The 22,380-nt window shown below is 59.2% G+C and carries 19 protein-coding genes; 13 read left to right on the top strand and 6 right to left on the bottom strand.

Translation table 11 applies throughout. The features are described from left to right. Positions 1 to 379: 379 nt before the first annotated feature. The 7 genes from ACH2ED_RS11330 to ACH2ED_RS11300 all read left to right on the top strand — a co-directional run bounded on the left by ACH2ED_RS11330 (position 380) and on the right by ACH2ED_RS11300 (position 6,076). Positions 380 to 1,606 (top strand): S41 family peptidase, encoded by a 1,227-nt coding sequence (locus ACH2ED_RS11330; protein ID WP_395091094.1) that lies wholly within the window; start codon positions 380 to 382, stop codon positions 1,604 to 1,606. 8 nt (positions 1,607 to 1,614) lie between these two features. Next, the gene (locus ACH2ED_RS11325; RefSeq protein ID WP_395091092.1) at positions 1,615 to 2,553 is read left to right on the top strand and encodes a carbohydrate-binding family 9-like protein; all 939 of its coding nucleotides are present in this window, start codon (positions 1,615 to 1,617) and stop codon (positions 2,551 to 2,553) included. 6 nt (positions 2,554 to 2,559) lie between these two features. Then, positions 2,560 to 3,333, top strand: coding sequence for a TIGR04255 family protein (locus ACH2ED_RS11320; protein ID WP_395091090.1), 774 nt, complete (start codon positions 2,560 to 2,562; stop codon positions 3,331 to 3,333). Continuing rightward, positions 3,330 to 3,848, top strand: a complete 519-nt coding sequence (locus ACH2ED_RS11315; RefSeq protein ID WP_395091088.1) for a hypothetical protein — start codon at positions 3,330 to 3,332, stop codon at positions 3,846 to 3,848. The genes ACH2ED_RS11320 and ACH2ED_RS11315 overlap by 4 nt, the downstream gene beginning before the upstream one ends. A gap of 37 nt (positions 3,849 to 3,885) precedes the next feature. Then, positions 3,886 to 4,263 carry a hypothetical protein gene (locus ACH2ED_RS11310; RefSeq protein WP_395091087.1) on the top strand — a complete coding sequence of 126 codons (378 nt, stop codon included), beginning with the start codon at positions 3,886 to 3,888 and terminating at the stop codon, positions 4,261 to 4,263. Positions 4,264 to 4,422: 159 nt separating this feature from the next. Next, positions 4,423 to 5,097 (top strand): hypothetical protein, encoded by a 675-nt coding sequence (locus ACH2ED_RS11305; RefSeq protein WP_395091085.1) that lies wholly within the window; start codon positions 4,423 to 4,425, stop codon positions 5,095 to 5,097. 4 nt (positions 5,098 to 5,101) lie between these two features. After that, positions 5,102 to 6,076: an exo-alpha-sialidase gene (locus ACH2ED_RS11300; RefSeq protein WP_395091084.1), complete on the top strand. Its 975-nt coding sequence runs from the start codon at positions 5,102 to 5,104 to the stop codon at positions 6,074 to 6,076. On the opposite strand, the gene ACH2ED_RS11295 is transcribed toward ACH2ED_RS11300, so the two are convergent. From ACH2ED_RS11295 to ACH2ED_RS11285, 3 genes are read right to left on the bottom strand one after another with little or no spacing between them, the layout of a single operon-like run. Further along, positions 6,073 to 6,741 (bottom strand): hypothetical protein, encoded by a 669-nt coding sequence (locus tag ACH2ED_RS11295; RefSeq protein ID WP_395091083.1) that lies wholly within the window; start codon positions 6,739 to 6,741, stop codon positions 6,073 to 6,075. The two genes, ACH2ED_RS11300 and ACH2ED_RS11295, sit on opposite strands and share 4 nt — an antisense overlap. After that, entirely contained in the window at positions 6,738 to 8,471 is a 1,734-nt protein-coding gene (locus ACH2ED_RS11290; protein ID WP_395091081.1) for a YHYH protein, read from the bottom strand. Before ACH2ED_RS11290 ends, ACH2ED_RS11295 begins: the two co-directional genes overlap by 4 nt. Before the next feature lie 57 nt (positions 8,472 to 8,528). After that, positions 8,529 to 10,019, bottom strand: a complete 1,491-nt coding sequence (locus ACH2ED_RS11285; protein WP_395091080.1) for a sugar ABC transporter ATP-binding protein — start codon at positions 10,017 to 10,019, stop codon at positions 8,529 to 8,531. A gap of 84 nt (positions 10,020 to 10,103) precedes the next feature. On the opposite strand from ACH2ED_RS11285, the gene ACH2ED_RS11280 reads away from it, so the two are divergent. Next, the gene (locus tag ACH2ED_RS11280) at positions 10,104 to 10,295 is read left to right on the top strand and encodes a hypothetical protein (RefSeq protein WP_395091078.1); all 192 of its coding nucleotides are present in this window, start codon (positions 10,104 to 10,106) and stop codon (positions 10,293 to 10,295) included. A gap of 50 nt (positions 10,296 to 10,345) precedes the next feature. Here the strand turns inward: ACH2ED_RS11280 and ACH2ED_RS11275 are convergent, their stop codons facing one another. Further along, complete coding sequence (locus ACH2ED_RS11275) at positions 10,346 to 13,390, bottom strand: family 78 glycoside hydrolase catalytic domain (RefSeq protein WP_395091077.1); 3,045 nt, start codon at positions 13,388 to 13,390, stop codon at positions 10,346 to 10,348. A 184-nt stretch (positions 13,391 to 13,574) separates the two neighbouring features. Between ACH2ED_RS11275 and ACH2ED_RS11270 the strand changes: the two genes are divergently transcribed. After that, positions 13,575 to 13,751, top strand: a complete 177-nt coding sequence (locus ACH2ED_RS11270) for a hypothetical protein (RefSeq protein ID WP_395091075.1) — start codon at positions 13,575 to 13,577, stop codon at positions 13,749 to 13,751. Here ACH2ED_RS11270 and ACH2ED_RS11265 read toward each other — a convergent pair. Beyond that, a complete protein-coding gene (locus ACH2ED_RS11265; protein ID WP_395091073.1) occupies positions 13,748 to 14,935 on the bottom strand; it encodes a CynX/NimT family MFS transporter in 1,188 nt (395 codons plus the stop codon). The genes ACH2ED_RS11270 and ACH2ED_RS11265 overlap by 4 nt on opposite strands. Before the next feature lie 57 nt (positions 14,936 to 14,992). On the opposite strand from ACH2ED_RS11265, the gene ACH2ED_RS11260 reads away from it, so the two are divergent. The 4 genes from ACH2ED_RS11260 to ACH2ED_RS11245 all read left to right on the top strand — a co-directional run bounded on the left by ACH2ED_RS11260 (position 14,993) and on the right by ACH2ED_RS11245 (position 20,426). Then, a complete protein-coding gene (locus tag ACH2ED_RS11260) occupies positions 14,993 to 15,784 on the top strand; it encodes a sugar phosphate isomerase/epimerase family protein (protein WP_395091071.1) in 792 nt (263 codons plus the stop codon). A 173-nt stretch (positions 15,785 to 15,957) separates the two neighbouring features. Further along, positions 15,958 to 17,250: a hypothetical protein gene (locus ACH2ED_RS11255; RefSeq protein ID WP_395091069.1), complete on the top strand. Its 1,293-nt coding sequence runs from the start codon at positions 15,958 to 15,960 to the stop codon at positions 17,248 to 17,250. Between the two features lie 9 nt (positions 17,251 to 17,259). After that, a complete protein-coding gene (locus ACH2ED_RS11250; RefSeq protein WP_395091067.1) occupies positions 17,260 to 19,203 on the top strand; it encodes a hypothetical protein in 1,944 nt (647 codons plus the stop codon). 8 nt (positions 19,204 to 19,211) lie between these two features. Then, complete coding sequence (locus ACH2ED_RS11245; protein ID WP_395091065.1) at positions 19,212 to 20,426, top strand: enolase C-terminal domain-like protein; 1,215 nt, start codon at positions 19,212 to 19,214, stop codon at positions 20,424 to 20,426. Between the two features lie 68 nt (positions 20,427 to 20,494). Here the strand turns inward: ACH2ED_RS11245 and uvrA are convergent. Then, positions 20,495 to 22,380, bottom strand: a 1,886-nt coding sequence (gene uvrA, locus ACH2ED_RS11240) for an excinuclease ABC subunit UvrA (protein WP_395091063.1), incomplete at its 5' end; no start/stop codon positions are given.

Genomic DNA, 22,380 nt, shown 5'->3' with positions numbered 1-22,380 from the left:
TTATGCTCCTGGCATATTTCAGCGATTGTCTTCTCTGCTCGCTCTGCCTGCTGTAGGATGGCGAGTATCTGTTGGTCGTTGTATTGACCTTGTTTCACGGTTGGTTCTCCCGAGGCGGGCAAGCCGCCTCTTGTCAGGATACCAACTCATTCACTGGACCAGTTTTTGGGGGGCAGCGCAGACGTATCTTCAGCCTGGGCTCCGCCGCCTCGTTCGCGCTCCTGTCGCTCGGCTTCGCATTGGTCGGCTGGCCCACGTCGTCTCTGGGTCCAGCGACCATTTTTCTACTAGGAGTAGGACTGATAGCCTTGCTGGCAGTGGGAGTATTACTTTCCTTCCCACACTACGCAGACTGGACTGATGCTACAATACAGGTGCTATGAGAAATCCTATTTTTACTGCCGCTCTTCTTTCCCTTGCGCTTCTTCCTGCTGCCACGTTTGCACAGCCACTCACCGCGGAGGCCAAAACCAAAACGTTGGAGACGCTCCAGCAGGCCATCGCCCGCCGCGCCTTTGTGCCCGGCGTAGACTTCAGTAAGCTCCCCACCGCGCTGGAGAAACGCCGCCCCGAGCTGGATAAGGCCGAGGACATGCGCGCCTTCTCCAACACGGTTAATCTAGCCCTGCGGGACTTTGGCATCAGTCATATTCGGCTCATGACTCCAGCCAGCGCCCAGCAGCGGCGCACCGGCCAAGCGACCGGCTTCGGCCTGGCGATGCTCCCGAGCGCCGATGGCTTGACGGTCTCCACCCTCGCTCCAGGCAGCCACGCCGCCGGAATCGGGCTCTCGGTAGGCGATGTGATCCTCGAAGTCGAAGGCCAGCCAATCACAAATCCCACAAGTGTTGACCAAGAGGGCCGTGAGACCAGCCTTCTGACTATCAAGCGCAAAGCAGATGGCGCACAGAAGCATGTCATGCTTCTGCGCAAGCCCTACTCCCTTGTCCGCAAACCGACGCTCACCTGGCCCGCACCAGGGGTCGCCCGTTTCACGCTCCCGAGCTTCACTCAGGGCTACAACCAGCCCGAGGTCGAGGAACTCTTTGCGCAGGCAGCCAAAGCGAAAGCACTCATCGTTGATCTGCGCAGCAACGGCGGTGGGCTGGTCAATAACTCCGCGCACCTTCTCTCGCTGCTCCTCCCTCCGGGCACTCCCACCGGCAGCAGTGTCACCCGGGAGATGGCGGCGGAGTACAAAGAAAAGACCGGCAAGGAGGGCACCGATCCGGTTGAAGTGGCCAAGTGGAAAGGCCCGACCCGCAAGACCACCGCACGCAAGATTGCTCCCTACAAAGGGAAAGTCATCGTGCTCATCAACCGTGGCTCGGCCAGCGCCAGCGAGATTGTCTCGTCGGTGCTACGCGAGGAGCGCGGCTCCAAGCTCGTGGGGCTTCCCTCAGCGGGTGCGGTGCTGACCTCAATCTTCTTTCCTCTACCCACGGGCTTCGAAGTCCAGCTTCCTCTCAGCGACTACATCACCCCGCGCGGTGTTCGCTTAGAGAAAAACCCCATTAAGCCCGATGTCGAAGTTACCAGCGCGGCTCCGACAAAAGAGGAGGCCACGGATCCATGCGTGGTCGCGGCGCTCAAGGCTCTGAAATAGTAGCCCTCATGCCGTATCCCCACCCCAAAGGCTATGTCTGCGCCCGCGCCAGCGAGCCGATTGTGATTGATGGCGATCTGACAAAGCCCGTCTGGCAGGCCGCGCCCTGGAGCGAGGATTTTCTCGATATCGAGGGCGAGACTCGGCCCGCACCGCGCTTTCGCACCCGGATGAAGATGCTCTGGGATAACACGTTTTTTTATATCGCCGCCGAGCTGGAAGAGCCCGATATCTGGGCCACACTCACGGAGCACGACTCCGTGATCTTCTACGACAACGACTTTGAGATATTCCTCGACCCCGACGGCGACAACCACGACTACGGCGAGTTTGAGATGAATGCCCTCAATACCACGTGGGATCTGCGCCTCCCCAAGCCCTACCGCGATGGGGGCCCCGCGCTCAATGAGTGGGAGATCGAGGGCATCAAGACCGCCGTGAAAGTCTTTGGCACCCTGAATGATGCCCGAGATCGTGATCATGGCTGGACTCTGGAGCTCGCACTGCCCTGGAGCGGCCTCAAGACCCTCCAAGGCGGCGATTGCCCCGAAGTAGGGCAGCAGTGGCGGGTGAACTTCTCGCGCGTCGAGTGGGACATCGAGCCTGTGGATAACTTTCCCTACCCTGTGGATAACTCGACTTTGCCTGTGGATAACTCAGGAAAAGTGCCCGCGCCGTACCAGAAAATCCCCAGCACGCCCGAGTACAACTGGGTCTGGAGCCCCCAGTGGGCCATAGACATGCACCGCCCGGAGTGGTGGGGCTATGTCCAGTTTGAAGAATCCCCCGATGTCCCCTTCCGCCCCGACCCAGACTGGGAGAGTCGCTGCCACTTAATGGAACTCTACCACGCCGAAAAACACCCCGAAGGCTGGAGCGCCACCAAGGGTAATCTCACCGTCACACATGATTCGCGGATTCGCGCCACGAATTTGGTATACTCCTGAGTGAACATGAAATACGGAAAGGCCCCCATTGTAGAAGCGATCCTCGATATTCGAGTAGTACCACGCTCCGAAGCATCTGCATCTGAGTTGGTATCAGTCTTCTCTGGCCTCAGCATACCCTTCACCAAACGCGAGGAAATTGCTGCTGAACAACGTATTCAAATCAGCCTTGGGCCAAACGCTCTCGCCCCACAAGTTGGCCCTGTGCTGGGAGGATTCCGCTACGAGTACGCTGAGCAGAGTCAAGTGGTACAGGTACAACGTGAGGGTTTTGTCTTCAGCCTGCTTCCTCCCTATAATGAATGGGAGGACTTTGTGGCTCACGCTCAAGTTTTTTGGGAGCGTTATCGGGATGTCTGGCAACCACAAAAAATTACCCGTGTAGCCTTGCGATATGTCAACCAGTTCAATTTCCCTCTGGTACCAGAAAACTTCAATTATGGTGCTTATTTCACTATCATGCCTGGCAATTTCAGAAACGGACAAATGCCGCTTCAGCAAGTTCTGGACGCTTTCTCTTTACAGTTGATGTTGCCTCAAACCGATATTGAAGGCATGGCAATTCTAAGTTTTGGGTCGTTGCCCCGATCATCTGAAGATACACTCTCGGTTATACTAGACATAGATATATTCCTGGAAGGACTCCTTATGGATCCAAATAACGAAGCTCTTCTTTGGGAATCTCTTGGAAAACTACGGCAGCGAAAAAATGATCTGTTCCGTGCCAGCATTACTGATATTTGTGAAGCCTCACTTGAACCAACGGCGGAAAAATCATGACAACTCAATCACCAATACCAGCTATCGTCTGGAGTCAGTTTACTCCTGCTAAAACAGCAGAACCAAAGCAGGTTACAGGTGTGGGTCTGCCACGCCGAATGTATCAGACTTTTGCTCCCAGATATCAATCGGCTTCCGCAAAACAAGACCTTATCCAACAGTTATTGATTTTGCTTCATGATGAAAATAATTTTGATGAGGAGTGCTTATCTCCCACAGAAAGAGCCAAAGAGCGTATCATCAGTTTGCTAGAAGTCCAAAATATACTCCCACAAGGCACACTCTATCCAGATGGTGATGGAGGACTACGTGTTGAATGGGTGTGTGGTCAAAAACAACTTAGCCTCGCTATACATGCCTCCGACCCAATCCGTGACTACCTCTACCACCAGGAAGGAACAGGCCAAAACGCCGAATACGATGTAGTTCCACTCACCAGCAACGCTGTTTTCACACAATGGTTACCATGGCTTTTATCCCCTTCTGCAGATGACACCTTCATATCCACTCCCTGATAAGACTCTTCTTTATCGCCCTTTAACTAATGCTCGGATGATAGCAGGACAGCGTCCAACGCCTGCTGCATTTATGCGACGGGGGCCAAGACAAGATACGGGAGAACTACGCGATGTGGCTGGTCTTTCAGTAACACTCGCAAATCTTAGGACAGAGCAACAAGTGGTGAATAATGAGCAAAATAACTGGAAAAACCTTCGTGGTATCTGTGTCATCGCAGTTACAGATGTGATGGATGTTTCGCCCACACTTGATATCATTCCTGATAAACCGACCCACGCCAACATAAAAGGGTTGCCTGAAGTACCCGAAGATCCACCGACAACTGATGCAGGTAAGGAGGCTTATAAAAAAGCAGAGTTCTTCGGGCGAGAGTTGGCAAGTCGGGCTCGGATGTGCTGGGTGAAACTCTAAGACAAAAATATCCAGGATACTCGAATCGCCTTCCGTCGCGAAGCCGTGCCCAGAGGGCGCCCAAGTGGCCAGCCCTAGCGAGCCGAGGGAGGCTTGACAAGCCACACAATCGCCGATATCCTAAATATGAACGCGTTCATATTTAGAACTGAGGTTACCATGCTTGCGAACAAAGTGATTCTCTACGACGATAGCTGCCCGCTGTGTCAGCTCTACACCGAGGGCTTTGTACGACTCGGTGTGCTCCCACGGGCGGGGCGCGTGGCGTTTGGGAAGGCTCCTGAGCAGTGCCCGGAGGCGTTTGGTAAGCTGGACATACGGCGTGCTCGGCTGGCCATTCCCCTCGTAGATCGCGTTACAGGAGAGGTCATCTATGGGCTGGACTCACTCTTTGTGCTCGTGGGGCATAAGGCAGCATGGCTAAAGCCCGTTCTGCGCCAGGACTGGCTCAAGGCCACGATCTGGCCACTCTACCGCCTGATCTCCTACAACCGCCGCCAGATCGCCGGGTGCGAGCCGCCCCCCACACCCTTTGACTGCCGCCCCGAGCTGCATTCTGGCTGGCGGCTGGCCTGGCTCACCATCGCGCTCTCGGGCTGGCTGGCGGGTGTGGTGAGTGTAGGCACACTTCCCGTCCTCACTATCAGCATGCTCCAGCTCATGGGTTTGCTCTTTACAGCGCGGCGCGGCTGGGATGCGCTGGGCTCGTTTGCCACCAACTGCCTGGTCTTTGCGATCCTGCTGGCAGTCTTTCCGCTGGCTTGGTGGCCGGCTGCGCTTGCCATCACCCTGCTAGATTTGCGGCGCCGGGCGTGGGTTTTTCGCGTACAATAACGGCATGAAACTCGAAACGATAAACCACGAGCCGATCTACACCGATGCTCCCTTCCCCGAGTGCCACGCCTCCACCGTGGCGCTGTGTGGCAAGACCCTCGTGGCGGCCTGGTTTGGCGGCACCAAGGAGAAGCACCCCGATGTCGGGATCTGGCTCTCGCACAAAACTCTGGGGAGCAAGAGCGCCTGGAGTGCGCCGGTCAGAGTGGCAAAGATTGATGAGACCGCACACTGGAACCCCGTGCTGTTCTACGGACCGGATAAAGTGCTCCATCTCTGGTTCAAAGCCGGGCCGACCATTCCGCACTGGAAGACCTGGACGATCACCTCAAGAGACTCGGGCAAGACCTGGAGTACGCCCCGTGAGCTGATCCCCGGCGACGATACCGGCGGGCGTGGGCCGGTAAAAAACAAGCCAATCTTGCTTGCGGATGGCACGCTCCTGGCGGGTGCATCGAGCGAACAAGGCACGTGGGAGGCATTTTTCGACCGCTCCGCCGATAAGGGCAAGACCTGGCAGCGCACGGCAAATCTAGACCGCACCGCGCTCGGGGAGAAACACGGGATTATTCAGGCAACGCTCTGGGAGTCCGCGCCGGGCAAGATCCACACCCTCCTGCGCTCGTCGTGCGGCTACTGCCCCCGCACGGACTCCGACGACAACGGACGCACCTGGAAGCCCGTCTACGACTCGAAACTGCCCAACAACAACAGCGGCATTGATCTCGCCCGCCTCCCCGACGGCACGCTGGCCCTCGCCCACAACCCCGTAGTCGGAAACTGGGCCGCACGCACGCCGCTTCGCCTCGCCCTCTCGTTTGACAACGGCGTGACCTGGCCCCACTTTAGTGACATCGAGACCGAGCCCAAGATGGAGTTCTCCTACCCCGCGATTATCCCCGTCGGCAAGAACGAGCTCGCGGTTACCTACACCTGGAAGCGAAAGCAAATCCACTTCTGGCACGGCAAGCTCGTTTAGCGCAGCGGAGCGCCACTGGTATCCAGATCGGGTTTGGTGGTCCAGCGGGGCTTCCAGCCGGGCTTCTCGATCTTGGTGCGCAGCAGAATCGTGTTGTCTAAGTCTAGATCGCGGCTCCAGATAAACTTTGCGCCCTCAAAGTTGTAGTCGTAGTAGGGTTTCTTGGGGTTGACGCGCTCGTTGGTGTACTCGGTGGCACTAGCCCACTTGCTGTCGTCGAAGCCGGGCAGAAACCAGCCCGCGGGGATAGGCTCATTTTTCACGGGCGGGCCGGAGAAAATCGTCTTGACTTTCCACTTTGCGTCCGTCACTGTGCCATCACTGAACTTCATCGCGAAGCCACCATCGCCCACATGATCGCCGTACTCTAAACCCATCTTGGGATCGGCGTTGTCCTTGGCGATCACTGCAATCGTCATCGGGTACTCGGGCAGGATACTCAGGTTCACCACGTTGTGGGGAAGAAAGTCAATGGGATCAACCGCGACCAGCTTGCCATTGATGTACAGGGCAAACCAGTTGTCGGCGTAGACATTGGCCTGGATCGTGTCGGACATCTCGGGCTTGATAATCCCAGGCTGCCCGCCGCGTCGCGGCGGCTGCGCAATCGCCAGCGCCGCGGCACCAACCAGGGCACCAACAAGATAGGGAGCGTATTTTTTCATGGGTTTTGTAACTTCCTTTCGTAGGAGACATTGAGTACTGAGGTGGCCAGAACCTTGCCCTTCATCGCGACCAAGAGCGCATCGCGTGTCACGCCTCGACTTGCGCTGGAGTCTGGCTTTACTTCATCGGAGAGGGCGTAGACGGTCAGGATGTACCACTTCTTCCCCGGCCCCTGTGAGCAGGGGGGCGCGTACTGTGCACGCCGATTGACCGTATTGACTCCCCGCTCCCCGATCGCTCTATCGTTTAGGGGAATCGTCTTGGTGGCCACAGGGATATTGTAGATCACCCAGTAGACATGCGGCTCCTCAGTCTCGCCGGGAGGGTAATGGTGCATGATCACGGCAAAAGCTTTGGTTCCGGCGGGCGCACTCTTCCACGCCACCGGCGGCGAGCTACTACTCCCATCACAGGTGTAGTCCACGGGTAGGCTCCCACCGTTCACCACAACAGAGCTCGTGAGCTGAAAGTCACCGGGCTTGGCGGGGATGATCTCCGGAACAGCTTGCCCGCCACCGCCAGGACCACCTCGTCCTCCGCCTTGGCCGCCGCCACGCTGGCGTGTCGGATAGTTAATTGTCACCGCCTTACCTTCGGGGTTGATGTAGTCAAAAGTGTAGCTGCCATCGGCTTCCAACCGGTAGTTGATCTTGCACGTCAAGCCCTGGATCGTGTAGGTCAGCGAGTACGCCCCGGGCTTAGTTCGCGCAAAGTCCGTGATCTTCGCACCACGTAGCGGCGGGGTATCGGGGCGGACACTCTGGGCACGCGGCTGCGGATCCACTTGCCCATCAAGTTCCGTCACCTCGCCGTGAAAGCCGCCATTGAGATAAGGATAGATATTGGTCGAGTGGTAGTGGTAGCCCAGCGCAGTAGTCTCGTGGCCATTGAAGGTATCGAGCTTACCGACCGGCTTGCCCCCCGGCTCCAACAAACCATAGAGGGGATAGCCATCCAGCGCGTAGCCGATGGGCCTGTCCGGGCCGACGGTTTTCTGCAAGCCGACCGGCGCGATATGGTAGTGGTAGTCATCGGCGCGGCCACAGTGCCCCCCAAACTCATCCAGCTCCCCAATCAGAAACGAGTCCGCGCCACGATTATTCAGCGCATTGAAGATCGGAATTCCATTGGCAGCCAGCGCGATCGCGCCCCGGAAAAAATGTGTCTTCGCGGAGAGCGGGTTGGCGGCAGGCACGGGTTTGAGCGGAATGCGCCAGGCATTGGCTCCCGTGTAGCTCTGGGGCATTGGTACTTGCTGCTGCCAGCTCGTGATCCCCACCATCATCGGATGATCGGGCAAGCCATCGGACTCCACGTAGAGATAGCGCTCGTCCCAGCGCGTTTTGACCTTGGGTGCAAACGCCTCAAAGGCCACCGCTGCCGCCGGACGCTTAGCACTTATACTGGCTTGCTGCGATTCTGTCACTTCCGCAAGCAAGCTCGCGTTGAGCTGGTGAATTCGGGCACTGATCCCTTGGGCAAAGCGCTTGTCACTGGGCGCGAGCTGGCTCAACGGAATCGCCGTCAGCCCCAGCTTCCCCTGTACATAGACCGTGTCTTTTCGTACGTGCGAGAACGCGCCCGTCACTGTCCGGCCTGTCGCCTGGTTGTGCCAGATACGCAGCATCTCGGGTGCCGCATCATGCTCATGCCCCCCCGGATGCGCGTGGGCAGCGATGCTCCACAGGCAGCAAACCAGCACAAGCAATACCCCATTGATTCGTCCCATGCGCTTATGAAACAAGAAATTTATGAAGCTTGCATGAAGACCACGGGGATTTTTGCATTATGCCCCCGCCCCCGTCGCGGCGGCAATAACGCTCTCGGGGTTGGCTTCCTCACGGCTCAGCTCACGCACGAGCTTGCCCTCACGCATGACCAGCACTCTATCGGCGAGGGCGAGAACTTCAGGCAGATCCGAGGAGATCAGTAGGACCCCAAGCCCTTCCCGTGTAAGCTTTTGAATTTCGTCGTGGATCAGCGCTTTTGCCCCCACATCTACACCGCGCGTGGGTTCATCTAAAATCAATACTTTCGGGTTCGTCGCCAGCCACTTTGATAAGACAACTTTTTGCTGGTTCCCTCCCGAAAGCTCCCCCAGACTCTGTTCGACATTCTGGCAGCGCACCTCGAAGCTCTCACGCCAGCTCTGTGCCAGCTCCCGCTCTTTTCCCGGCGCGATCCAGGTGCCTCGAAGGCTGGCCAAGCTCGCGTTCTGCCAGATACTCCAGGGCAACAAGGCTCCCTGGTGCTGCCGATCCTCGGGCACCAGCGCGAGGCCGTGCCGCATCGCATCGCTAGGATTCTTTATCAACACTCGCTCGCCCTTGACCAAAATCTTGCCCTCGTCCAGCGGCAAGAGCCCGAACAGCGCCCGAGCCACTTCCGTGCGCCCCGCGCCCACCAGCCCGGCCAGCCCGACGATCTCACCGGCATGCACCGTGAGTGAGATATCCGTGAACTTCCTGCGCCGCGTAAGATTTCGGGCTTCAAGCAGTATGCTACTTTGTTGTTCCCCCGTCCGGCGGGGGCTAGGGGGTTGGCTGGTCATTTCCCGCCCGACCATCTTGCGGAGTGTGTCCGGAACACTGGTCTGACCAATGGGCAAGTCCGCCTCAACGACTTTACCGTCGCGCAGGACGGAGATGCGCTCGCAGAGGGAGAAGACTTCCTCCATCCGGTGCCCGATAAACGCCAGTGCGCAGCCCTCAGCCTTGAGACGGGCGATAATCTCCGCAAGCCGTGCCACTTCGCCGGGAGTCAGTGAGGCCGTGGTCTCATCGAAGATCAGCACTTTTGCGTTCAGCGAGAGCGCCGCTGCCAGCTCGATCATCTGCCGATCCGCTACGGAGAGGCCACGCACAGGCGCTTTGGGATCGAGCGAGACTCCCAGAGTTTCGAGTAGTCGCTTGGCCTCGTCGTTCATCGCCTTCCAGCTCACCAGGGCTTTTGTACCTGGCTGCCGTCCGATGAAGATATTCTCCGCCACGCTCAGATCCGGAAACGTCTGCGGCTCCTGTGGGATCAGTGCCACGCCGTGCGCCGCCGCGTCGCGCGTGCCAGAAAAGTGCACCTGCTTGCCATTTAGCTCCAGATGCCCCGCCGTCGGCGCATGCACTCCGGCGAAGACCTTAGCGAGCGTGGACTTGCCCGCCCCGTTCTCCCCAACCAGTGCGTGCAGCTCGCCCGCATGCAAGGCCACGGAGGCATTCTCCAGTACCGTGACGCCGCCAAAGGCCTTGCTCACCCCAACACTACAAATAACGATCTCGCTCATGGTTCCTGAGCGCCATTATACAAGGCATCGTATAATCACGACATACTTATGATACTGCCAAGGGATTTAAGGAGGTTTTTGACCATGGGACTGATGGGCAAAGAGGCCGTCCGCGACGGCCTGACGCTCATCAAGCTCAAGAATGTCAAGGACACTGCCCAGATGCAGATGACCTTCGAGGGCGGCGTTCTGGAGATGCACTGCGCCTACGCCCTCCGCACCGACGGCATGTTCCGCGACAGCGACATCTGCGCTCTTTTGCTGAAGAAGCTGTAGAAAAATGCAAATCGCGTGGACGGTTACCGTCCACGCGATTTCCGTGTGGGCTAAGGCAGCTTCACGGTGAATGTGTAGGTGCCGCTGGTAAGATTCTCGGTCTTGCCTGGGAGCTCTAGCCTTGCGGTGGTGTTGGCGGGGATGGTGACATTGACCGCGGCGCTGCCACCGTTTTTCTTCCAGCTTGCCGACACTTTTCCACGGATCGAGTCGTAGCTAGCACTGGCGTGATTGAGGGCGGTGTTAAAGCGCGGCTTAATAATCAATTTCTTCCAGCCCGGCCCGTCGGTGTCGATCCCCACAAGGCCCGTGGTGAGCCACTCACTCACGCAGCCGAGCCAGTAGTGGTTGAAGCTGTTCATCCCCGGGCTCTGGAAACCTTTCTCGGGAGTCCAGCCGTCCCAGCGCTCCCACATCGTGGTCGAGCCGAGCTTGACTTGGTAGAGCCACGACGGGTAGTCGTCGTTGAGGACGAGCTGATTGGCAAGATCGGTGCGCCCGACGCTATCTAGTGCGAAAAGGAGGACGGGCGTGCCGATAAAGCCCGTGGCTAGGTGATTTTTCCTGGCCGCCAGTAGCGCTTCAAGCTGCTTTTGCGCTCCGGCTCGCTTCTCTTTGGGGAGCATGTCCCAGCCCAGCGCCAGCGCGTAGAACGTCTGGGAGGCCTTGCCCTTGTCCGTGACTTCGCCATTTGGCCCAACAAACTTCTCGTTGAAGGCGGCTTTTACTTTCTCGGCGAGGGCACGGTAGGTCTTCGCCTCATCAGGCTTGCCGATGGCATCGGCCATCGTGGCCATGAGCTTGGCGCAGTAGAAATAATATGCCGTACCATGGACAGCGGACTGCTGGGGTGCATCGAGTAGCAGCCAGTCGCCGTAGGAGCCGACCCCGCGAATGCCGTCGGGGGCGACTTTATTCAGATGCTCCATGTAGCGTGTCAGCCCGGCCCAGTGCGTCCGAATGGCCTGGGTGTCCTGGTACATCTCGTACATGCGGTAGGTAACCACCACGCCGGAGTCTTCCCACGCCGCATTGCCCCTGCCCACCATCGAGAGATACGGCGCCACATCGGGGAGGGCACCATCGGGGCCTTGGCCGTCCTCGATCAAGTCCACCAGCCACTTGGTGAAGAAAGCAGCGGTGTCACGGTTCAGCATCGCGGTTTTCGCAAAGACCTGCGCATCGCCCGTCCAGCCCGCACGCTCATCGCGCTGGGGACAGTCGGTGGGAACATCGAGCGCGTTGCCCCGGAAGCCCCAGTCAATATTGTCCGTGAGCTTGTTTAGGAGCTTGTTGTCCGAGTCAAATGTGAGGGTGTCGGCCATCGTGGAGTGCACGGCGACCCCCACCACATCTTTGGGAGCGGGCGGCGTGTCGAGGCCCGTGATCTCGACATACTGAAAGCCATGAAACGTGAACTTGGGCTCCAGAGTCTGAGTGCCGCCTTTTAAGATATAGGTATCCGTGGCTTTTGCCGCGCGCAGGTTCGTAAAGTACGCCGTGCCGTCGGGATTCAGGCGCTCGGCATGGCGCACGGTGACAGTCTGCCCCGGCTTGCCGCTGACCGTGATCTTTGCCCAGCCCGTGAGGTTCTGGCCGATATTATAGACATAGACACCGGGTTTGGTCATGGTGCGGGCGAGGGCAGGAATCCGCGCAGCGGGCCGAATCGGCTCGCCGGGGTGCGTCTCAACCGCAATCGGCAGGTTGGTGAGGGTCTGCACAGGTTTCCAGTCGGTGGCTATCTTGCGTGTGTCCACCTCCTCGCCCATCAGCATGTCCGAGGTGAGAATCTGCCCGTAGGCCCACTGCCAGTCTGCCCCCGTGCCAACGGTGGCGGTGGTGCCATCGGTGTACTCGATATTGAGCTGGAGCTTCAGCCGAGGATCACCGTCGTAGTAGCGCCGCCGCCCGGTGAACGCTAAGTAGCTCGCGTACCAGCCGTCGCCTAGCTGGGCTTGTAGCTCGTTTGCCCCCACCGTAAGCTGCTTAGTCACATCGTAGGTCAGGTAGTGAACCCGCTTCTTGTACTCCGTCCAGCCCGGCGAGAATACATCGTCGCTAACGGGCTTGCCATTGAGGCCCAGCTCATAAACCCCGAGCGCGGTGGCGTAGAGCAGGGCGCGCTTAACGGGCTTCTCAACTCTAAAGGTATTGCGAAAGTGCGGCGGCGGGGTCATGGCGTTGTTGCCACTCCCGCCTGGCTCCGCCTTACCCCACGGCGCCATCCCCGCCGCCCCCAGAATGCGCACCTGCTCCCAGTTCCGCCTATCTTTGCTTGCTGTCCAATCTATATTGGTTGGGTAGCTGCGGCCATTGACTACCAGCTTGGCGATGAGCCCGGCGGGATTCGGGGCATCGCCCTCGTTGGTGACAGTGACGACGACATTGTTCGCGCCCACCACCAATAAATCTTTCAGATCGTAGGTGTTGTAGACTTTCCAGTCGCTGCCCTTGGCAACGGCTAAGTTTTTCCCGTTCACCGCCACCGCGTAGCTATTGTCCGCCGTCAGCGCGATCCGGGCACTGGCTCCGGCGGGTGCATCGAACTGCACACGGAAGCTGCGCTTACCCACGGGGGGTGTCTCCGGGTCGCTGGCAAGCCAGATCCAGCTCGCCCCCTCAAGGGTGAGAGGCGGAAGCACCGAAGCAACTTTGGCCTGCGCGGCCTGAATCCACTGCGCTTTCCAGTCGTTTGCGCCAAGCCCCTTGGTCCAGTGCGCCGTGGCGCTGACACTGCTCTTGCCTTTTGCATCCCAGGCTTTTACCTGCCAGAACGCCTGCTGGCTACTCTCTAGTGCCTGCCCGCCGTAGGGAATCTGGATCGTTTCGTCGGAGAGCACTTTGCCCGTGTCCCAGAGATCGGCCTTGCCCGCCGCGGTTCCGACCATAATCTGGTACGCCGTCTGCTTCTGGCCTTTCTCGCGGCTCTCCACGATCCAGGAGAGCCGCGGCTTGGCGAGATCTATTGCCAGAGGGTTGGTCTTGTACTCACAGCGCAAGCGGCCTACGGTGAGTGCGGCGTGGGCGGGAGCCGTCAGAGAAGCAGAGAGAACCGTCAGAGCCGTGACGGCAAAGAGTGAGGTGCGAGTCATGGGGGGATTATACCGTGTGATCGCCCCCATGAACGGGGGCGTCTTATTGTCCTCATGCTTCGGACACAAAGGCCACTTCGGGCCATACCGAGCTTACTCGGTACTCGGCATGGGCGGGACGCCCTTCGTGTCGCGAAGCGACAATAAGACCGGGTGCCCTCTGGGCGCGTTCCTCGGGGCGAGATTGACACAGCGAACTAAGAGACTGTGTATTAACCTCCCCCGGCGGCACCACCGCCGACCCCTCCAGCTTCGTGAAGGGGGTGTACACACTGAGCTTCTCTACAAGCACCCGCTCACGGATCTAGGCCTCGCCAAGTTCACCGACGACTGGCAAAAGGCGAACCTCAACTTCGACTAATTCCATCGAGCAGTCTTGGTCACCCCGCACAGCACTCCGAGGACACCGACAATTCCGGCCAATAGAAAGAAGATGCTGGCATAGGACCCCGTGCGCGCATACACGCCGGCGAGGAGCACGGGGCCAAGCGCGGAGGCGAGAACCGTGAGCAGCTGTGCCGCCCCCTGGATCTTGCCGAGGTGCGCCCGTCCGAAGGCGTGCGCCCAGAACGAGAAGAACAGCACCATCACAAAGCCTCCGGCTACCCCAAGCAGTACAGAGATTCCCATCACCAGCCCCAGGGAATGCGCAAAAGGCAGCGCCGCGAGGCCCAGTGTGAGGAGCAGCATCGCAACTGCCATCAGCCGGTTTAGCGGTAGCTTGGTGGTAAGAAAGCCCCCCAGAAAGTTGCCGATTAGCCCAGTCAGAGCCGTAACAGCAAGGGTCGTGTGGTAGACACCAGCGGCGAAGCCAAGTTCCTTGAGCACCGACTCATTAAAGAGCCCGATCCCCGAGGCGATCAGGGCGTAGAGTGCGCTGGAGAGCCCCATCACCCAGAACGAGGGAGTACGCAGAGCTTCCCGGAGAGTCCTACCACTCTCAGGGATAGGATTCTCCTGCGCATCGTGCTCACGGGGAGCGCGGCGCACCAGAAGTAGCGCCAGGGGAGCCAGTACGAACACCAACGCCCAGCCGATTCCGGACCAGGCAACCCGCCAGCCGCTTTTCTCGATCACCGCGCCCACTCCCGGAAACGCGGCCATGAAGCCCATGGTCATCACGACCGTGTAGAGCGCCATCGCGCGCTCCAGACCGGTCTTGAACCACTGTCCCACCATTGCCAGGCTCACCACCGAGAGTGCACTCTGGCCCAGTCCACGAATGAGAACAAGAAAAACAAAGAGCTGCATGGTCTGCGTGGACTGCCCCATCGCGATCACGCTTGCTCCCAGCAGAAGCGCAATCCCCGTGAGCACGGAGCGGCTCCCGAGCTTGTCGAGCAGCGAGCCGATTCCCAGGCAAAAGAGCGAGCCGATCAGAGTCGCCCAGAGATTGAGATCCGCGTAGGCCACCCGCCCCAGCCCGAAGTCCTTGAGCAAGGGTTCCGTAATCAGCCCAAGCCCTTGCGTGCGCCCTGGCAGAGTTCCCACCATCGCCAGAGCCGCCACAAGAAGCACCACCCAGCCATAAAAGAAGCGCCGCATGGAGGGATTATACCGAGTTCGTCCAATGCTACTGGGCAAACTCGGTATAATTCCCTCATGGAAGCACTGTGGCAGATTGGGGCGTTTGTGCGCCCCTGGGGAAAGTTTTCGTTCGAGGAGGCGCTGGCCGGGATCGCAGCCGCGGGTTACCCGGTCGTGGGTCTACTCGGCGGAGTGGCGGATATCTCGCTGGCATTGGATGGCATGGACACGGCGGCAATTCAGGAGAGGCTGGCGGCGCATGGACTAGCGGCGAATCTGGCCTGCTTGCATGTAGATCACAATGCCACCGAGGACGAGGCATTTGCGAGTCTCGCACGACAGGTCGAGAGCGCGAAGGCGCTGGGTGTGCGCTACTTAATGACATTTGGGGCGGATCACGAGCCACAGTTTGCCCGCTGGTACGCCGCCACACGTTTTGCTGCCACGCAGGCCGAGGCGCACGGAATCCAAGTCGTTTTCAAGCCCCACGGTGGTTGTACAGCGGCGGCGGATGAGATTGAGCATTGCTTCGATCAGATCGCGCACCCCAATGTCTCGCTCTGGTTCGATGCCGGCAATATTATCCACTACACCGACAAAGACCCGGTTGCTGAAGCGCGGTGTGTGGCGGTGCGTACCAGCGGGTTTTGTGCCAAAGACTGCGCGACTCTGCGCGGCGATGTGATGCTTGAGTTTGGCGAGGGGAAAGTGGACTTCCGCACCGTTTTCGAGGCACTCGCTGAGGGTGGTTTCTCTGGCCCCGTGATGGTGGAGTGCTGCCACACGGGCACACTCCACGAAACCACAGCCAGTGCACGACGTAACCGTGAGTTTCTGGAGCGGGTTCTCAGAGAGGCTCTCCCTTGACGTAGCCTTGGCTCTCACTTTATACTATAGTGTTATCTGGATAGCGTCTTAAAATTTAAGGACGGAGACCCATGCGATTATCTAAAAAACGTTTTTTGATCCTGAGCCTTTATGGAGCCGTAGTAAGTACAACCTTGCTCCCCCTAGGATGCGGTAGTGGCAATGACCCTCTCGTGGGCCCAACCAGTCCCACAGCAACACCCTTTGGGGCGACCCCGACCCCAAGCCCTGCTCCCGTCGTTGGGCGCGGCGCGGCGCGATTCACGGTTGACTGGACACAGCCTCCCTCGGGATCGGTACCCGTGGCATCGCAGTCCGTGAGGGTCATCGTCAAGCAGGGTATTGAGCCAATCTTTCAGCAGGTCATCAGCCGTCCCTCAGGCAGCAATCTCTCCACATTAGATATTCCCAACCTGCCCGCGGAGGGTTTGAGCGTGGTAATCAGCGCCTATCCGACCAACAATGGCTCAGGGGTTCCCCAGGCCGCAGCAGGCTTCCGACTGGTGATTGCGGAGCGTGTCACCACCGAAAAGACCATCCTGCTCGCCTCCAGTATCACCAGTGTGATTGTCACCACTGCCCAGCCAAGCCTGACCAACACCAGCACTAGTGAGGTTCTGGCAACGGCGCTTAACATAGATGGTAATGTCGTTCTCACGGCCCCGAGTCGCTGGACATGGAGTACAGATAGTCCTCAGATCCTAACACTGACCCCTAATGGGAGCGCTGCCACCGTCAAGCAGGGCGATCTCGACGGCACGGGCACGGTGACAGCACGAGAGGCAGAGACCAATCTCCAGGGGCAGCTCGCGCTCTCTGCTCCCGAGCCACGTCAGGGTCGTGTGACGGCCAGTCTTAGCTGGGGCGCACGTAGCCGTGCTACCGGCGGCCTGACCTCCGCCCTCTCTGCGCGGATCACGGTCGGGGATCCGCGCCCACAGGGGACGCTCTCGTTTTTAGTGAACCGCGACACGCTCAACCTGGCGGCCTACACCCAGAGCTACACCAGCACCGAGTTCACCCGTGTCGGCCCCAAGACCGTTACTATCACTTTCTATGCACAACCCGATGGTCAAGGTGCGGTGGTCGGGGTGGCACAGGGCACCGCGACACTCCTTCCCGATGGCAGCGGACTGGGCACCTACACTACGGAGGGGACGATTAAAACGGTGACACTGGCGCTGGGAAGTAGCAATATCTTCGTGCGCCGTACCACTACACTGATCGTCAGCCCACGTGACAGCAATAACTCGATTGTTGCCGTCACACCAGGCTCATTCCGCTACCAAGTCGCCTCGGGTGCAGCAAGTTCCCTGCAGTTTGGACAAGATGTCAGCGGCAACGATATTGTTACCGGACTCTCCGCGGGCACGGTTCAGCTCACCGTTAGTGTGAACGGGTTCACGAGTGCCCCGACACCTCTGACGATCACCCCTTTGGGCGGCGTGATCCTGGATATCCAGTAAGGAAGCATCATGAAGAAGTCGTTTCTTGCAACAGGTATCTCCGCGCTAGCGTTGATCGGCCTGAGTGGCTGTGGCGGCAGTTCCGTCTCTCCGGGGACGCCAGGTGGCCCGTCCGCCCCTGTCACACGAGGAAGTGCCGCTTTCAATATCAAGTGGCCCCCGCGCAGCTCGGACACAACCCGTCTGATTCCACAGGCGGCCAATAGTCTGCTGATCCTTGTCACCGATCCAAACGGAGCTCAAGTCGAGCGGCGGGTGATTACGCGCCCCACGGGCGATGTCTTGGAGACGCATATCGAGTTCAATAACCTGGATCCGATCCGCCACACGTTTAATGTGAGTGCCCACCCCGGCACGAGCGCAGATGGCACACCACAGGCACGTGGGGCAGTCTCGCTCGATGTCCCCAGTGGTAGTACCATCACCCAGAGTCTCCGGCTAGACAGCACCATTGACCACATCACCCTGAGCCAAACCACTGCGGATATTAAACCGGGGCGCGAGCTACTTGTGGTAGCAACCCCTTACGATAGTGACGGCAATATTGTTCTTGTGGCGGGTTCTTGGCAGTGGCTCAGCACGAACCCCTCCGCCCTCTCTATCACCTACGACAAAGGGCTTGCGACTTTTCGCCCGGGGGTAAACAGCGGCACCACCACGGTCACCGCCCGCGACTCGGAGTCGGGTAAGAGCGCGACCTGCGCGGTTAACAACCGCGTGGGCACCAGCGACCCGGACTATAACACGTTTATCCAGGTCGAGAATGTCGTGGATGAGACAGCAAAAATCGTCATTGATGGCAACGACGCGGACTGGAATAAGATCCCGTCCTACGCGGACACGGGCGACTCCGTGAGCGATGCGACGCGCAATATTCTCTCTACCAGTCTGGTCGCCACCCGCGACTCGTTCTATGTTCGCATTCGTACAGCGGCAGCTCCCTCCACAAGTGCAGCCAAGACCTACTGGGCAGGCTTTGATATCGCCAATACCTACCAGGCCACCGACTTTGAGATCGGGTTCAGCGCCGATGGGAAGAAGACCCAGATTCGCTACATTGCCAATGTCGGCGACCCCATTGTCACCGGCGAGTTCGACCTGGCTCCCCAGTTCGTCAAGTACGGCACGGTGATCGAGGCGCGTCTGCCCTACGCCGTCCTCAAGACCTTGCTCCCGGCGAACCTAGCCAATGCGCTGGACAACCCGCGTCCCCTGGTTCGTCTGGTTGCCAAGACCGTTGACTCCACCGTCAGCCCCGTGGTGCTCATTGACCGTGGTGCCGTGACAGGCACCTACCTTATCCAGGCGACTCCTTTTCTTCTTGATCCCCCGCTACCCATGCCTGGCACTGCCCCGATCAACCTGCGTGTTCCCGCCGATGGACGCTGGTACATCAGCCAGGGAGGCTTCAGCGACTCCAACGGTCAGGGCAACAGTGGTGTAGGAACCAGTATCGGTGCCTGGTCGGTTGTGCTGGATAAGCGCAACGAGTCTGGGATTCTGAGCAACCCTGAAAATAGTGTCACGAACTCCAACTACTACGGCTGGAACCTGAATATTATCGCTCCCGCCAGTGGCAGCATCGCAACTCTCACGGAAGCCTTAACTGATATCAACCCATTCTCCAATCCGTCCTCTGCAACGAGCGCAAACTTCCTCCAGCTCAATGTGGGAGGCGGCCTGTCGGTCTTGCTCAGCAGCTTGCAGAAAAACTCCGTGGTGCCCAATGCCGGTGACAGTGCCTCGGAAGGCGACACGATTGCAAAGCTCGGGACAACGGGCTGGGTCAACTGGCCGCAGATCGGTCTGACCCTGCGTGATGCAGGAAGTATGACCTACCCCATTGGGTTCAAAAACGTCCGTATCTGCCTGAGCCCCATTGCCGTGGATCCCTGGGAGCGCAAGCGCGCTGCCTGGGATGCCCGCGAGGGTTTCTACATCGAGAAGCAGTAGCCTCTCTTGTGACCCTCACTAGTCTCTCCATCCGTGATGCCCGCTTCCCTCTCTCAGGGGGAGCGGGCACCGACTCCCTGCACACCAACCCGGTCTACAGCTACGCCACGGCGCTGCTTCACACGGATCGGGGCATCACCGGCACGGGCCTCGCCTTCACACTGGGCGGTGGCAACGAGCTGGTCTGTCAGGCGATCCAGATGCTTTCGGAGCCGCTGATCGGGCAAGAGATCGAGGCGCTGATGGCGCAGCTTGGGACTATTCAGCGTCGCCTCGCCGATCATCCGCAGCTACGCTGGCTCGGGCCACACAAGGGAGTCGTGCAGCTTGCACTGGCGGCGCTCAACAATGCCTGCTGGGATCTCTGGGCCAAGTCACGCGGCATCCCGCTCTGGAAACTCTTACTCGACCTCTCGCCCGAAGCGCTTCTTGCGACGCTGGACCTGAGCTACCTCGACGATGCGCTCACGCCTGCGCAAGCTCTTACACTGCTACGCCAGCCGCACACGCAAACCCATTTCCTCACCAACGGCTACCCGGGCTATGATACGTCGGCGGGCTGGCTGGGCTACGACGATGCGAGACTTACCCAGAACATCAAGAAGAGCCTCGGGGCGGGCTTCACGGCGCTGAAGCTGAAAGTGGGCTCCGATGACTTCACCCGCGACCTGCGCCGTGCCACGCTGGTGCGCGAGGCGATTGGCGACTCGGCGAGCCTGATGCTCGATGCCAACCAAAAGTGGAGCCTGCCTGAGGCCGAGGCAGCGTGCCGCGCTCTCGCACCGCTAGATCCGCTCTGGATCGAGGAGCCCACCCACCCCGATGATCTTCTTGCGCACCAGAGGCTCAACACGCAGATCGTGCCCGGTAAGATTGCCTCCGGCGAGCACTTCCCGAATCGGATCGTCTTCAAAAACTACCTACAAGCCGGCGCTCTAGCCTTTGTCCAAGCCGATGCCGTGCGCCTCGCGGGCGTGAGCGAGTTTCTGGCCGTGAGCCTACTCGCAAAACAATTCGGGAAACCCATCGTCCCGCATGTCGGGGATATGGGCCAGCTCCACCAGCATCTCGTGCTCTTCAACGCGATTGTGCTCGGTCAGGAACCCGTCTTTCTGGAGCACATCCCCCACCTCAAAGCGCACTTTGTCCACCCCACACGCGTCGAAAACGGCGTCTACCAAGTCCCACAAGAGCCCGGCGCAAGCTGCGATCTCATCCCTTGAAGGCATGGGGGAAGTGACACCACCTGCGCAACAGCGGCTCTACAGCCAGCGCGAGTATTTGGACTGACTCAAAGCAACTCCGCGAGAAACTTACCGGTGTGCGACTCGGCACACGCGGCGACTGTCTCCGGGGTGCCTTCCACTACCAGCTCGCCGCCGTGCTTGCCGCCATCGGGGCCGAGGTCTAGCACCCAGTCGGCGCACTTGATGACATCTAAGTGGTGCTCGATGACGAGCACGGTATTGCCAGAGTCTACGAGGCGATTGAGACAGTCCAACAGCCGCTGAATGTCGGCCAAGTGCAGGCCGGTGGTGGGCTCATCAAGGATGTAGAGGTTCTTCGCACCGCGCTTGATCTTCGCCAGCTCAGTGGCGAGCTTCACGCGCTGCGCCTCGCCGCCCGAGAGAATGGGTGCGGGGTGACCAAGCGTGACGTAGCCGAGGCCAAGGTCAGCCAGAACGCGGAGCTTGTGGGCGATCTTTTTATGGCTCTCAAAGAACACCGCACCGTCTTCGATACTCAGCGCCAGCACATCGGCGATGGTCTTTCCGTGATACAGAACTTCCAGCGTCTCAGCGTTGTAGCGGCTACCTTTACAGGCGTAGCAGGGCGCTTCCACATCGGGCATGAAGTTCAGCTTTGTGGTGATCGTCCCCTCACCGCCGCACTCCTCGCAGCGGCCGCCTTTCACATTGAAACTAAAGCGCGATGCGGTGTAGCCGCGCTCAAGAGAGAGCGGTGTGGCGGCAAAGAGCTGGCGGATGTCGTCGTAGAAGCCGACATAGGTCGCGGGATTGGAGCGCGGTGAGCGGCCAATGGGGCTTTGATCAATCTCAATCACGTCCCCGATTTTCTCGATGCCCTCCAGAGAGTCGTGCGCCCCAGCGAGCACCCGTGAGTCGTACTTTTTGTTGTAGAGCCGCTTGTGAAGAATATCGTTGATGAGCGTGGACTTGCCCGAGCCCGATGCTCCAGTAACCGCGATAAACACCCCGAGTGGGAAGCGCACCGTAAGATTTTTGAGATTGTTCTCCCGCGCCCCGGTGAGAGTGAGAAAGTCGGTACCGATTACGCGGCGCTTGGTTGGCAGCGCGATCTCACGCCGCCCGGAGAGAAACGCCCCCGTGAGTGAGTTGGGATTCGCGCAGAGCTCAGAAATGCTGCCGCTTGCCACCACCTCGCCGCCATGAATCCCCGGTCCCGGCCCGATCTCTAAAATATGGTCGGCGGCACGGATCGTGTCGGTGTCGTGCTCCACCACGATCACGGTGTTACCGATATCGCGCAGTCTTCGGAGCGTGGAAATCAGTTTTGCGTTGTCTTTTGGGTGCAATCCAATCGAGGGTTCGTCGAGAACATAGAGCATCCCCATCAGCTCACTGGCGATCTGCGCTGAGAGCCGAATCCGCTGGGACTCACCGCCCGAGAGCGTCCCCGAGCGCCGTGAGAGCGATAAGTAGTCCAGCCCAATATCACAAAGCAATTCAAGCTGCGAGAGAATCGCCTGAAGGATCTGTCGCGCCGCCTCGGGGTTGCGCACGGGCGGAGGGAGCGCGGCCAGAAACGTGGCGGCATCGGCGAGGGTGAGGCTGCTTAGCACGTGAATATCCGTCCCACCAAACTTGATCTGGGTTCGGGAGCGCCGGAGCCGCACTCCCTGGCAGTCCGGGCAGGTAGTCTCGACCATGACTTTACGGAGCCAGTCCTCAGTGTTGGAGTTTGCCTCCTGCTTCTGGCGGTACCACCTATAGCAGCGCTCGATCTGATTGGCGACGCCCGCGAACTTCTGCTTCTTGCCGATGCTACGATCATCACGCCCACCCGGCGGCTGCACTAGTACAACCCGGCATAAACTTTCTCCCCCTACATTGAAGCAGAATTTCATGTCATAATCAAGGCATCTTATCTCGATCGGAGGATGCCCCATGCCTGGATCAAAACCCGCCATTCCCC

Source organism: Armatimonas sp. (assembly GCF_043757465.1).
Classification (GTDB): Bacteria; Armatimonadota; Armatimonadia; order Armatimonadales; family Armatimonadaceae; genus Armatimonas.
This window is presented reverse-complemented; position numbering and strand designations above follow the sequence as displayed.

Excerpts from the sequence above, each read along its gene's own strand:
- ACH2ED_RS11330 (WP_395091094.1), top strand. The coding sequence starts at position 380 with ATGAGAAATCCTATTTTTACTGCCGCTCTTCTTTCCCTTGCGCTTCTT.
- ACH2ED_RS11325 (WP_395091092.1), top strand. The coding sequence starts at position 1,615 with ATGCCGTATCCCCACCCCAAAGGCTATGTCTGCGCCCGCGCCAGCGAG.
- ACH2ED_RS11320 (WP_395091090.1), top strand. The coding sequence starts at position 2,560 with ATGAAATACGGAAAGGCCCCCATTGTAGAAGCGATCCTCGATATTCGA.
- ACH2ED_RS11315 (WP_395091088.1), top strand. The coding sequence starts at position 3,330 with ATGACAACTCAATCACCAATACCAGCTATCGTCTGGAGTCAGTTTACT.
- ACH2ED_RS11310 (WP_395091087.1), top strand. The coding sequence starts at position 3,886 with ATGATAGCAGGACAGCGTCCAACGCCTGCTGCATTTATGCGACGGGGG.
- ACH2ED_RS11305 (WP_395091085.1), top strand. The coding sequence starts at position 4,423 with ATGCTTGCGAACAAAGTGATTCTCTACGACGATAGCTGCCCGCTGTGT.
- ACH2ED_RS11300 (WP_395091084.1), top strand. The coding sequence starts at position 5,102 with ATGAAACTCGAAACGATAAACCACGAGCCGATCTACACCGATGCTCCC.
- ACH2ED_RS11295 (WP_395091083.1), bottom strand. The coding sequence starts at position 6,741 with ATGAAAAAATACGCTCCCTATCTTGTTGGTGCCCTGGTTGGTGCCGCG.
- ACH2ED_RS11290 (WP_395091081.1), bottom strand. The coding sequence starts at position 8,471 with ATGGGACGAATCAATGGGGTATTGCTTGTGCTGGTTTGCTGCCTGTGG.
- ACH2ED_RS11285 (WP_395091080.1), bottom strand. The coding sequence starts at position 10,019 with ATGAGCGAGATCGTTATTTGTAGTGTTGGGGTGAGCAAGGCCTTTGGC.
- ACH2ED_RS11280 (WP_395091078.1), top strand. The coding sequence starts at position 10,104 with ATGGGACTGATGGGCAAAGAGGCCGTCCGCGACGGCCTGACGCTCATC.
- ACH2ED_RS11275 (WP_395091077.1), bottom strand. The coding sequence starts at position 13,390 with ATGACTCGCACCTCACTCTTTGCCGTCACGGCTCTGACGGTTCTCTCT.
- ACH2ED_RS11265 (WP_395091073.1), bottom strand. The coding sequence starts at position 14,935 with ATGCGGCGCTTCTTTTATGGCTGGGTGGTGCTTCTTGTGGCGGCTCTG.
- ACH2ED_RS11260 (WP_395091071.1), top strand. The coding sequence starts at position 14,993 with ATGGAAGCACTGTGGCAGATTGGGGCGTTTGTGCGCCCCTGGGGAAAG.
- ACH2ED_RS11250 (WP_395091067.1), top strand. The coding sequence starts at position 17,260 with ATGAAGAAGTCGTTTCTTGCAACAGGTATCTCCGCGCTAGCGTTGATC.